Consider the following 12,597-nt stretch of genomic DNA (forward strand, 5'->3'; position numbering starts at 1 on the left):
TATAAGAGTGACGGGGATCAGAACCGGACCGGAGCCAGAACTCCCTGATGATGCAGATTCCCGGACTGGGTTCCACAAAAGCCGTAATCCTTATTATGACCACAGGCATCCACCCGGCCATCTTCATACAACACCCGAATGCCCCAGTCTCCACTGTGACCGTGGATCCACCAGTCACGAATGGTACCGTTTAACCCCAGAACCCGGCGGAATTCACATTGATGTGCGGATTGGTGAGAGTGAGTCGCATCCCCAACGCCGAGGTTCATGTTGCCATTATAACCGCATCCCCAGAGAGCGCCGTCACTTTCAACCACCAGTGCTGAATGAGAGATGGAGCCACCAATAGCAATCCGGGTCACTTTACCCTGCCATTCTCCTTCAGGTTTAAACGGGAGTGACTGCGCCTTATCATCCACCCCGTTACCCAGTTGCCCGTAACCGTTATACCCCCAGCACAGTACTTCTCCCTGATCATTGAGCGCTATCACCGGTGCATAATAGCCACAGCCCAGCGCGATATCGACGATGGTATCCCCTTCGGGGAACTGAATCTGTGTCCATGTATGCAGGTCGGTGGTATTGCCCTGACCCAATTGTCCATAGATGTTTGCGCCCGTCGCCCAGAGCGTCCCGTCTGTTTTCAGGACCAGACTAAAACCCCGGTTATCAGCCACATTTGGATTATCGACTCGTCCGGAAGCACCCAGTACTTTTTTCACCTGCGTCATGGATGATTTTACCGGTGTATCCTCACTGGTGGTGTGCCCTAACCCCAGCTGGCCGAAACCATTCCATCCCCAGCTCCATAGTTGCCCCTTATCATTCACTGCATGGATACAGGTGGGATATCCGCCTCCAATGTGTACCTGGCAGATATTCTCCAGATAACCGCAGCGCACCGGCGCGACTTTATTAGCGGTGGTGCCATCACCCAGCTGACCCTGTCCGTTAAATCCACAGGCATATAAATAGCCCTTATCGGTACGGAATATCGTGGTATTTCTTTGCTCGTATGCCGCGCCAATGGTATAAACCTCAACCACTTTCAAATCATTCTGTACAAAAAACTCGATCCGGGTCGCAACAGGGCGATTCACCGTATCCCCGTGCCCTAACTGGCCATAGTCATTCAATCCCCAGGAATAGACATTCCCCGTATCATCCAGCGCATAGTGACTATGGTGACCACTATATACCGCCACAATATTGACGTCGGGATGACTGAGCGCGACCCGGCCCGGTACATAAGTATTAGCGCCAGCCGGATCACCATTGGAATTATTTCCCCCGTAACCACAACTGCGGATGGTACCATCTTCCATCAGATAAACGCTGACGACATGAGATGACATGCCATAATTCCCTTTCGATATTTTTTTACAACGGCGACTGTTTTCAATATTGGCCGTAAAACGTGTGGCAGCCGGTAACCCATCGGTATCATAAGCAATGACATCACCCGGTGTCCCTTTCGCCAGTTTATTCAGCGTGAGTGTATGCGCTGCAACCTTCTCACCGGTGACGGCAAGGTCTTCGATCAGATTGGTATTCACCTGACTCTGAATCGCCAGCGCTCCCAGTTCCAGTGCTTCACGGGCACCTTCAGCATCAGCCGCCCCCGTACCGCCGCGGTGTAGCGGCAACAATGCACTTTCACCATTGGGGTCAATTTCCCGGAGCACCACATCATGCTCACCGTTATATAACTTTAACAGCCAGTTGTTATCCAGACTGTCATCCAGCCAGATGGTCCCGTTCACCGCATAATCGGGCCGGATACTGCCTTTGTGCAGGCTGTGCAACGCATCACGCCAGCTATTTAAATCGGTGGCCAGTGTTGCGCCGTTTTTTGTATTTGGGTTAATCACACCAAAATCGTACTGACTCATATCAATAAACTCCTGAGTATTGGTTGTCCTCCGCGACAATCACACCGGCTCCGGCAATATCACCGGATCCGTCAATACAACGCTGCATCACCTGATGTGAATGAAACGGAAGATAGAAATGACAATTAAAAATTAAACAGACTGACCGTAGCCTTTAGCCAGATAGTCGAATGAACGGGCAATGGGCTGCCCTGTCTGATTGAAGAACTGAACATGAAAACCGCGCCGGCTCTGCTCCCGGATGATTTTATAATCGCCGGGCGCCATATCTTGCGCGTCAACAGCGATGGCCGGTCTGACCCGAAATGGCGAAGTAAAGGTAATCAACCGCCCTTCCTTTGGACAAATCAGATCAGAATCGGAAGCAATGCGATCCGGCATATCCACTTTCACTTCAAGGGCTGTGACCTGTGCGGCAACAACCGGATTGTAGCTGAGCAAAATGACCCGCCACCGGAAAGCTCTGGCGGTATAATCGCCTAGCACAAAATCCTGCCAGGAAGACCAGGCGGCATCCACAGACAACGGGTCATCTTTGGTCGTCCGGACCTGAAGCCGGACACTCCAGTCATTGGGTGAACTGTCGATCAGGTTATGAATGTTGCCGATCGGATTCCATGTCGCCATCGTACTGCGGATATCTACACCCCGTGCTTTTAACACCGCGGTCAGGCGCGAAGTGTACACTTCGCCCAGATCCAGCTCGCGGCCGAACTCATAAATACTTTCCTGCCGCACACCGTGATTGACATAAGTCAGGCTGGAAATCTCATCCAACACCGGCCAGTCAGACAGACTATCGGCACCACCCGACTGCAACGCATGATCAAGCACACAACTTTGCTGATGTTTGCCGGGGAAAGCCGGGCTTTCCTGCACGGATTCAATCACATTAAATGCAGACAGACTACTGACGGAAGAGCTGACCCAGGCGGCATTGACACTCTCATTACCGGTGGTGTCCACGGCTTTAATCAGATAACTCCCGACCAGAGCCGGAACCGAAGCACTCGTGCCTTTGGTATGCGTCACGATATCAACCGCTTCTCCCCATTTCGCCCCTTCTTCCTGTGGCGAATAGCGGACTTTGTAATGATCCAAATCCAGATCAGTCCCCGCCTGCCAGCTCAGTAATGCGGTGGCACCGGTGACCTGAATGCTGAACCCATCGACATCTTCCGGCGGTGCCTGTTTACCCAGCACCTGATACACCACATTTTCAGACCAGCGACTGTACTGCCCCAACGCGTCCACACACCGGGCCCGGATGGTATAGGTCGTGGTCTGTACGTCTTTGACTTCCACAGCAACCGCTGAAGTGGTGGCGATGGTGGTAAAGTCAGGCTCTTCAGACGATTGATACTGATACTCAATATACCGGATTCGGGCATCTGCCGGTAAGGTCGCCCCAATCGTCAATGCCGTGCGCATCTGGCCTTTATCGATATAAAGATTATCATCAATGGTCAGTTTTTTCGGCGGTGGCAGCGCCCCCGAAGGTAACAAAGAAAATGAACTGTCTTCAAAGCGTATTCCTTCTTCAACCCGCTGATATTTATGCGTATCAAAGCTGGTTCCGGTCACATTAAAGGTCATATCATCGGCTTCGGTCACCGAAGTAATCCGGAACGGACGTGGCTGAACCTGATCAGAACTCAGGGCCCACATCGTCCCCACCACCGGCAGCACGTCCATCGTTGCAACGGACAGGGTATGGCCTTCAACCGCCAGAACCGCCGTGGTCAGAATCCCGCCGGAGGGCAGGACCACCGAGAGCTCATAATCCGGCTCAGGGTCAAAGTCATCCGGCAGCGCATCAACCGTGATCGATCCCGCCGTCACGCCGGCAATCCGGCCTCCCAGCCGAATACCGGCAATATCCGGATCCAGCACGTTGACCACATCACCGGGACGCACGCCAAGCTGGTCGAAACCACACCGGTACGAAATGGTTTCCGGTTCATGCCATTCGGCATCCAGGGTCCAGCGGCCAATACGACGGGCCTGACCACGGGAAGTACATCCCACAGCAACGACATCGGTCGTTTTCCAGCCAATCGCCTGCATCGCCTCCCTGTCTTCAACCACTTCCACATTCAGCCGGTAGTTGTCTTCGGGATCATTCCAGGAGACCAGCGCAACACTGTGCCGCTCCGAGGAAGAATTTTTCCCTTTGTAAGTAAACAGGCCGTCCACCACATTGGCCGCCGTGATCAGTTGCGTCGCATCCTGCGGCGCATCCTGAACCGGCACGACCTGCCCGGCGCCCCAGTAGGTCATGCCGCGGAATACCGTTGCCAGATTTTTGACCACGGCAAACGCATCCTGCTGTTTGGCCAGATAAATATTACAGGTATAGCGGGGCTCTTTGCCGCCATAGCCATCATCAACCAACTCATCACAGTATTGGCCAATGGTATAAAAGTGACCTTTACTGATGGATTCAGCACTCACTTCCTGTCCCAGGCCATAGCGCGTATTGGTGATTAAATCGTACAGAACCCAGGCCGGATTATCAGTCCAGGCCATTTTAAACCGGCCATTCCATATCCCCTGATAAGCTCTCGTCTCCGGGTTGTAATTCACCGGGACTTTCACTTCCATGCCCGACCAGATCGCCGAAACCGTCGGCATACTACCACTGAACTGTTTCGCATCAATGGTCACACCCAGCAGCGCACTGTTCGGATAATAGAGTTTGGCATCCGTAATTTCGGTATAGCTGCTCCAGTAGGTCTGATTCGAGAGGGTTGCCGAAGTACTGTCCGGTGTAGTGCGTCCGACCCGGATGTCCCAGGGCGCCTCACCCGTCAGTTCAATCCGGTAGTCCCGCTGATAATCGGAGACGGTTTTCCCGCTAATCGTATCGGTCACTACACGGGTCCAGCCTTCACCTTCAGCCCGATAATCAATGTAAATACCGACCGATGAGCCGTGTAAATCCCCCGTTTTGGCATCCTGATTTGTCAACCGCGGAATCCTGACGGTCACACGGGCCGCATCGATATCCGACTGAATCGTCCGGGTCACCGGGTTGCTGTAGGTGACTTCCATGCCCACAGACACCTGATTTTCCACGGCCGGAAAACCGGGTAAATGTTCCTGATGAGGGTTTCCCTGCCGGATGGCGAGGTTGACCCCCTGAAAATTATAACTCCCCTGTTCGCTTTGCAGGGGGGTGCCGTCGATGAGAATATCCTGTGCGCCCCGTTCCGGCCCTTTGGTCGGGCCTTCAGAGACAAGGAACAGACATCGGCAGGTAGCATGACTCTGAAGCGTGTTCGGGTCTTCTTTGGCAACCCGGCCACTGCTTTGCCCTGACTTTCCGCTGCTACCTTTTGCACCTTCTATATGGTAATCAGGTTCTATATGGTAATAAGGTTGCATCAGATAATTTGCTCCGTCGTTAATCCTGTGGAGATGATGTGGCCACCCACTTCCATTTTTCCGTAAAGCAGAGGCCTTGCGACACCTTGCTCAACCGTGTTTTTCGCACCGTTAAACAAGTATGAATTCCGGCTGTCAACAGACTCACGCTCTTCATAGCCGGACAACTTCAGATCCATACATTTGACAGCAAGCATCCCGCCTATCAGCACTCCGGCTCCCACCAGAGCACCGGTCACAGCACCCGCTGCTGCCGGATAAAAATGCAATGACTGACACCCTTGCAGATGTAAGTTCTCTTCTGTCACGAACGAACCCTGATCATTTTCAATCGTATATTGACCGGAGAAGTAGCACTGCCTGAATCCGGGTACAACTTCGCAGAGAAACTGAATGGCTTCATACGGACTCTGCACATCAATTGCTTCCGGACATTCGAGCCGGGCTAATTCGCCGTGGAGATGAATTTCAACCATGGTAACGAATCCAGTATTTGATATGTTTTAACCAAGGAGTCACCGGTGTACGACAACTCAGACGATCAGGGGCATAGCCATATTGGTTGCCTAATTGATGCAAAATGAGTCCGTGACCCGTATAAACTCCGCCGTGATTGATCTGTCTGGAGGCAATCGCAGCAAGAAAAACATCCCCCGCTTCCACTTCAGACGGTTCAATCATGGAAAAGCCTTCCTGCCGGAAGTACTTTTCGTACAAGTCTTCGCCGGATTTCCACCATTCCCAGCGACGCGGATAATCATTCAGTGTTATCTGGCGGTGCTGAAAAAAATAATCGCGGATGATGGCATAGCAATCGGTGACACCATGACGGAAAGGCCGCCCGGTTAAGGGCGTCATCCCCGGCTTTCCCCAGCCAAAAAAGTCCGTGACGCGACCGTGGTCAACATTGCAGATGTACCAGGGAACCCCGGTCGCAATCTGGCCCTGCATATCCATCATGGATGGGAAATGATTGCCATCCGGATGGGAGTGCACAATCGCGAGAATGTTGTCAGCCCGGGCTTCAATCATCGCCTGGTGGCTGATTTTGAAATGCTTGTCCGGTGTGGGAGAAACATTTCGCTGAGGCGCATACCGGTCAGAAAACACAAAACCGCAGCTCTCTTCGGGATAACAGGCCAGCGCATGCTGCTGTATATCCTGAATGATTTCTTGTCTGAGCATCAGCTTTTCCTTACCCGGGCCACGCCCGGAAAGCCATCAAAAGGCAGAATGCCGTGTTCACCAAAACGTTTTTTGCAGTCGGCCAGTGTTTTTCCACACGCATCAGAAGCGGCATCCGTACTTTTGCCCTGCGCATTAAAGCAGACCACACCGGTATAAGGGCAGGTTGCATCACCGTAATCAAATTCAGCTTCTCCGGCATCGTAAACCCGGTAAATACTTTGACAGTAATCGCGGATCACCTGCCTGCGCGGCAGCTTCACGCCTTCCTGATCAATCGCAGCCACCAGCTCCCATTCAACCGATGCCCGGGTCTGAACCGACTTGCGGTTCACCACATAAATATCCGGCGGAAACGTCTGTCCCGGATCTTCATCCGGTTCACCGTCCAGATTGGTGGCAAAAATCCTCTGGCGCACCACACGGGCACCGATCAGATCATCCGTCTCGGCGATCACCGGAATCAGGGCACTGTCGATATTACTGATTCGCATCGTCGGGCGGGGAATTGACCCTGTGGTATTGAAACCGAAGCCAGACACGTCAATCGGCAACGGCGTATATGTTTTACCCGCATGGACAACCGGCTTGCCATCGCGGGGCCCCGTGACAAAACGGAGCGTGCCTGTTGAGGTTGTGACAGAAAACATCTCGACAATCGCCGGCAAAGACGTTTTCTGAACCGTTTCTGTGTAGTTCATAGGCTATAAGACTTCGTAAAAGTCGCTGAAATGTCGTAGTAGTTGGCCGGTTTGGGGGAAACTGCGTATTTTTCACAGATCCACAATTGTGTCTGACCATCCCAGGGGGTCCAGTAAAAGGGAGTCACACCGCCGTGTTTCATCAGAAAATCAACCAGCGTGTCCCGTTCACTCTGTGTCAGTCCGGACCAGCTTAACGAATAACTCAGCTGAGTATTGTTGATGCCCTTAGGCATTCTTTGTTCATAACCATCTCCGAAAGAGACGGAAACAACGTCATGAGAAATCGATGCACCAGAGTTATAATCCGGGCAAAGATCGGGAAAGGTTTCTCTCATCAGGATACCTCATTCTGTTGGTTCAGCATGCCCCCGGAACGTTGCTGATCGGTAATGAATTCAGCCATCAGTCCCTGCAGCGTACTGCGGACCTGCTGAGCCGTTTGCCGGGCAGAGCCATCGGTCTGGCCGGAAATCTGAATCACAGGCGCAAACGACACATGGCTGGTGGAAGATGCAGCGCCGGAGGTTTGGTCTGCGGTTGTCCGGCGGCTGGTGACCGAAGCCGGGCCGGCAATCAGTTCCGGACCATATTCACCCACCAGGCCAATTTTCCCTGAAGGAATGTGTCCGCCGTGATCATAAGCACCGGAGAAATTCGCTGAACGAATCGCCTGAATATTGGCCATACCAGCAGCGACCGCAGCCGCAGCCGCTGCTGCCCCCAGAGCGGGGCCGACGTAAGGAATACCGGCTAACGCAGCATAAGCCCCCGTCGCCGATTCATAGGTTTTCATTGTGGCCTGCGCCACCGCTGCTGCCTTGGCAATTTTGGATTGTTTCCCGCCGGAAGTGACGGCTAACGCCGCGATGTTGTTGAAAAAGTCAGTGGCGCTTTGCAGCCGGGTCTGTTGATACTGACTTTCAATCTGAGCCTTTTGACTCTCGCGCTGCTCAGTCAGGTCCAGCTCGAGACCGGTTTGGCTGTCATACTGCTGACGGGTCGCATCAAGCGTTCCGTCTGAAGCACCATCAGCACCGGACTGAGTCGTCTGATCCGATGGAAACATCTGGTTGAAGAAAGACGTCGCACCATCCCAGCCCAGCCCGGAAAATACATCCCCTAACTGCCGAAACTCATCAAACAAGCCTTCCGGTACCAGCGTATCGACAATCTGGCTTTTAAAGCTGGAAGTGAGTTGGCTCAACATGTCATCGAACGGCCCGGCACCCACATCGAGTGCATCATCCCACAGACCACTCAGACCTTTCTCCTGAATGCGGCTGGTAAAATAGTCCCATCCTTCATCAAGCTGATCGAAGAAATCATCCACACCATGAATATCCTGCATGAAATCTTCCGGCAGCAGGTCTTCTTTGAGTTGATTGCCGTAGGCTTTACCAAAGTCTGATGCAAAGTCTTTCAGGGCATCGGTGCCGATTTCTTTCGACTGAGCCACAATCTGATCCAGCCCCTTATTTTGTACGTTGCTGATCAGGGTTTCCCAGTCGGAGGCAAACTCAGAGAGTTCCTGAGTCATCGCATCCAGCTGTTGGCTGGTTTGCTCCGGAATCAGATCTGAGAAGACCCCGCCGCCCTGCTTTCCGGTTTGTCCGGCTGACTGGTTCAGTTGTGAATTTAAAGCGGCGAAAGCTGAGGTCAGTTGATCCGCTTTCTCCAGCATGGCATCCGGGATCAACCCGGCAAATAAGGCATCATCTTTATATTGTGCCAGGGTTTCGGCCAGTGAACTGAATGCCGTTTCCCCGGTTTGAACCTCCTTCTGAATTGTGTCACCAAACCCTTGTCCAGCGGTTGTATTCAGCTGTTGAAAGGCCTGGTTTAAATGAACGGTACTCTCTTTGGCTGCCGTCAGCTGTTTTTGCAGCGCGTTCAGCGCCTGACTTTTGGTCACAACACGGTTAAGGTCAGCGAACGCAGACTGCATGGCTTTCACGGGTTTGGATAGCCCCTGAAAAGCATGCGTTAATGCTGTCGTTGCCTTTTCTGTCTGCTGTGCCTGTTTCTCTAGCTGAGACAGACGACGAACCGATGCTGCAACTTGAAGCGTGTTGATTTCTGTCATGAATAAGTGCTCCTGTGAATGCGGTCCAGCGACCGCAAAACATCCACTTCCCAACCGCGCAGATTTCTGTGGGTCATCCGTGCCCAGGAATGAATCTCCGAAAAAGAAAGCGCTTCACCTGAGTGAAGCTCCTGAAACCATTCCCACAGATACGTCAACGCATCGGGCAACTCAGGGTGCTCTGCAAGCCTCTCTGGTTTTTTGCCCGTGGTTTTCCATACCTGAATCAGCGTCTGCCGTTGCGTTACCCGAGATCCGGGCGGGATTTGGCTGAGCTGCCGTTCGCTGACTGCGAACCGGAAAAGCTGCTCAACCTTTTGTCGAAAAAAAGTGCTCGTCTCGCAGCCAGCTGATCAACCTGATCAGCAATTTGCGGCGCCTCAAGCAGAAATGCTTTCACGTTTTCCGGTGAGCATGCCTGCTCAAAAGACCAGTCCAGCACCAGAGAAGCAACCAGCGACAGTTTTTTGTCCTTAATCGCCTGTTGCTTTTCTTCCTCATCCCCGATCATTGACAATTCCATCGCCTGTCGCTTCGCTTCTGTTTCCGCTTCGCGAAAAGCATCCGAATCAATGCCCCGGATCACTAAGAAATGCTCAGTTTTAGTCCCGTCCGGCAAGGTTAAAGGCAATCGCACCCCTTCATTCGCTTTCTGACGGGTAAAAAATTCATTCATTTCATGCATCAGGCTGCCTTTCTTTTGATCACAATGTTGGACTGCTGAGTTTCATCAAACAGCGCCTGGAATGGCAGTGTCAGCTGAATTGAACCCTGACCGGAAACGTCAGGCTGACCGCCATTATATTTAATGCGCGGAATCACAAAGGTGTAGGCATTACCGGCATCATCGGGCAAAGTAAATTCCAGACTGGTTTCAGTTTCATTGATGAACTTATCCAGCAGCGATGCGCTTTCGAAATAAGCCGTCATTTGTCCGGACAGATTCGAACGGCCAATTTGTGGACGCATCGTTTCTTTCGAACCAATAATAAAGCGCGGATCAATACCGTTTTCCAGCGTCAGCTGAATTTCAGTCACGACACCAATGTCTTCACCGCCTTCTTTGAGTGTGCCGGTAAAAGAGTTAATCACCGATGTTGTGGTTGCTGTGCCGGATTTCATGCCCGCTGGCGCCTGAGTCGCTGTCGATAAGCCTTTGCCAACCATTGAGAACGTGGCTGAAACGACGGCGTCCGGCGTCACCTGTAAATTCAGTGAGTTCACTTCAACACCGGTAAACATGTGATAAGGTTTATCCGATTCAGCCAAATCAGAGAAGTGGCGCAGCACACTGAAACTGCGGCGTGTTGTACCCGCTTTCAGAGAATCGTTGCCTTTCTCTGCATCTTCTTTCCAACTGCCGAGCAGGGAGGCTTCCAGCAGCTGGTCGAAGCTGCCAAAGCTCAGCTCTGTTGAAATATCGCCGCCCACCTGCGATGTGCTGTGGTGGAAATCAGCGATTTGCCGGTCAGCACGAATCTCTTCAGACTGCATGGTATTTTTAGTCAGCGCCAGTGTGGTACCGGTATGACGAATCGGTGTGAATTCCGGACTATCAGGCGTCACACCATAAGTAGATTCAGGGACAAGACTCATTTGATGACGAGAAGCGTCTGCCATAGTATTTTCTCCTCATGCCCACATGGACATGTTTGTTGATATAAAAGTGTATGGATGAATAAACGTCTATGAATGAATAAACGTATATGAATAAAGAAACGTATATGAATAAAGAAAGAAAGGCGGCCCATCAGGCCGCCCTGAGCTCAAACCGACCATTCGGGGGAACGCAATGATCCGTGCCCTGGCGGACTCCGAACCATGCCGTGAATGATTGATCTGAAAACGAAAAACCCCGGACCAGTGACCTTACACCGAATCCGGTGAAAAGCCCTGTGCCGGGGTTATCTGGCCATCCGGACGAATCACGTTCAGATGACCTGGATACAAAAACGCCCTGAAGTGGTGACTTCAGGGCGGATGTATTGAGACTATGGAATATACTATATATTGCTGTGCACAAATATGCAATGGTTTTTTAGAAAAAAGTTTATTTTTCTAAACAGATTGAGTTTAACTTTCTGATTTATTTCCTGTTTTAGATAAGTCGATTACCGCATCAATCCACGCCGTTCCGGATTTCACCAGGATCGTTGCCTGACGTCGGTCAAAATTCATCTGTCTGGCAACATAGGAAATATTTCCCCCGGCAAAGAAATAGAGTGTCAATGCTTTTGCCATCTGTGGATCACGCTGATTCAGCCGGGCGATTGCGCGATCAACCAGCATTGCATCTTCTTCACTAATCATCGGAGACGGCAGTCCGTTTCCTAATAAGCGGGTGAAAGGTGAACATGAGGCATAGCCAGCCACACCTTCCCGGTTATGACGTATCCAGCAGACCCATTGTTCAATCAGCCAGTCGGTGGTATGAATGATTGTGTTTGTCATTATATTTACTCCATTAATTTTCCCGTTTCCGGCATTAACGATTGGGGATATCGACAAAAAATGCTAGGTTAAACGGATCAGAAAACAAGATGGTTTAGAATTCCAAACAAACTATCGCAAAAGCAACCTGATGTCTATAAAACAAAACACATAATCAAGAAAAACAAACCATGAGTGCGTCAGAACGAATCAAACAAAGAATGCAGGCTTTAGATTTAAAAGCAGTCCATATCGTCAAGCTCACGGGGGCTTCAAAGGGCTCGGTCAGTCAGTGGGTCAATGGCGCTTCGAAGCCGAGTGGCCGGAATCTGATTGCTTTGTGCAAAGTCCTCCAATGCCAGCCTGACTGGCTGCTGTTTGGTGATGAATCCGCACCATCCGGTCAGTCAGAACACGGCAATGCATCATGGCTGGGAGAAATGGAACCCTGGCACAGTCAAACTGCATTATCCCCGGATGAAGTAGAACTGCCCTTCTTTACCGAAGTGGCACTCTCTGCCGGCCATGGTATGGTGGAAGTCCGGGAAAATCACGGGCCTAAGCTCCGGTTTGCCCGCTCGACATTAAAACGTCAGGGGGTTGATCCGGGGCATGCCGCTTGTGTAAAGGTCAGTGGCAACAGTATGGAACCCGTGTTGCCTGATGGTGCAACTGTCGGTGTCGACACCGCAAGTACCACGGTGACCGACGGTAAAATGTTTGCTATCGATCATGACGGTATGCTAAGGGTTAAAACGCTGTACCGTGTACCGGGGGGTGGCCTGCGTATCCGGAGCTTCAATCACGAAGAATATCCTGATGAAACGTATTCCGGCGATGAAGTGCAGCAAATTCGTATTATCGGTAAGGTATTCTGGTATTCGGTACTGGTTTAGTGAGCCAACCCGTTTACCGT

Annotated in this window: 12 protein-coding genes; 1 reads left to right on the forward strand and 11 read right to left on the reverse strand. The window is 51.6% G+C overall.

The genetic code is table 11. The features are described from left to right. Positions 1-17: 17 nt before the first annotated feature. The 11 genes from OCV29_RS10710 to OCV29_RS10755 form a co-directional block, all read right to left on the reverse strand. Positions 18-1,892 carry an RCC1 domain-containing protein gene (locus OCV29_RS10710; protein ID WP_073605519.1) on the reverse strand — a complete coding sequence of 625 codons (1,875 nt, stop codon included), beginning with the start codon at positions 1,890-1,892 and terminating at the stop codon, positions 18-20. Between the two features lie 132 nt (positions 1,893-2,024). After that, positions 2,025-5,279 (reverse strand): host specificity protein J, encoded by a 3,255-nt coding sequence (locus tag OCV29_RS10715; protein WP_073605520.1) that lies wholly within the window; start codon positions 5,277-5,279, stop codon positions 2,025-2,027. Then, positions 5,279-5,755 (reverse strand): tail assembly protein, encoded by a 477-nt coding sequence (locus OCV29_RS10720; RefSeq protein ID WP_073605521.1) that lies wholly within the window; start codon positions 5,753-5,755, stop codon positions 5,279-5,281. Before OCV29_RS10720 ends, OCV29_RS10715 begins: the two co-directional genes overlap by 1 nt. Next, the gene (locus tag OCV29_RS10725; protein WP_084193483.1) at positions 5,748-6,464 is read right to left on the reverse strand and encodes a C40 family peptidase; all 717 of its coding nucleotides are present in this window, start codon (positions 6,462-6,464) and stop codon (positions 5,748-5,750) included. Before OCV29_RS10725 ends, OCV29_RS10720 begins: the two co-directional genes overlap by 8 nt. Next, the gene (locus tag OCV29_RS10730; RefSeq protein ID WP_073605522.1) at positions 6,464-7,165 is read right to left on the reverse strand and encodes a phage minor tail protein L; all 702 of its coding nucleotides are present in this window, start codon (positions 7,163-7,165) and stop codon (positions 6,464-6,466) included. The genes OCV29_RS10725 and OCV29_RS10730 overlap by 1 nt, the downstream gene beginning before the upstream one ends. After that, on the reverse strand, positions 7,162-7,503 hold the full coding sequence (locus OCV29_RS10735; RefSeq protein WP_073605523.1) for a phage tail protein: 342 nt from the start codon (positions 7,501-7,503) through the stop codon (positions 7,162-7,164). Before OCV29_RS10735 ends, OCV29_RS10730 begins: the two co-directional genes overlap by 4 nt. After that, complete coding sequence (locus tag OCV29_RS10740) at positions 7,503-9,251, reverse strand: hypothetical protein (RefSeq protein WP_073605524.1); 1,749 nt, start codon at positions 9,249-9,251, stop codon at positions 7,503-7,505. Before OCV29_RS10740 ends, OCV29_RS10735 begins: the two co-directional genes overlap by 1 nt. Beyond that, positions 9,248-9,517, reverse strand: a complete 270-nt coding sequence (locus OCV29_RS23705; protein ID WP_442478221.1) for a phage tail assembly chaperone — start codon at positions 9,515-9,517, stop codon at positions 9,248-9,250. The genes OCV29_RS10740 and OCV29_RS23705 overlap by 4 nt, the downstream gene beginning before the upstream one ends. Then, positions 9,496-9,936, reverse strand: coding sequence for a hypothetical protein (locus OCV29_RS10745; RefSeq protein WP_073605525.1), 441 nt, complete (start codon positions 9,934-9,936; stop codon positions 9,496-9,498). Before OCV29_RS10745 ends, OCV29_RS23705 begins: the two co-directional genes overlap by 22 nt. Next, positions 9,936-10,871 carry a phage tail tube protein gene (locus OCV29_RS10750; protein ID WP_073605526.1) on the reverse strand — a complete coding sequence of 312 codons (936 nt, stop codon included), beginning with the start codon at positions 10,869-10,871 and terminating at the stop codon, positions 9,936-9,938. Before OCV29_RS10750 ends, OCV29_RS10745 begins: the two co-directional genes overlap by 1 nt. A gap of 453 nt (positions 10,872-11,324) precedes the next feature. Next, positions 11,325-11,702 carry an antiterminator Q family protein gene (locus OCV29_RS10755; protein ID WP_073605527.1) on the reverse strand — a complete coding sequence of 126 codons (378 nt, stop codon included), beginning with the start codon at positions 11,700-11,702 and terminating at the stop codon, positions 11,325-11,327. Positions 11,703-11,872: 170 nt separating this feature from the next. On the opposite strand from OCV29_RS10755, the gene OCV29_RS10765 reads away from it, so the two are divergent. After that, positions 11,873-12,577 carry a S24 family peptidase gene (locus OCV29_RS10765; protein WP_073605528.1) on the forward strand — a complete coding sequence of 235 codons (705 nt, stop codon included), beginning with the start codon at positions 11,873-11,875 and terminating at the stop codon, positions 12,575-12,577. Positions 12,578-12,597: the final 20 nt, after the last annotated feature.

Origin of the sequence: Vibrio aerogenes, assembly GCF_024346755.1 — a bacterium.
Lineage (GTDB): Bacteria > Pseudomonadota > Gammaproteobacteria > Enterobacterales > Vibrionaceae > Vibrio > Vibrio aerogenes.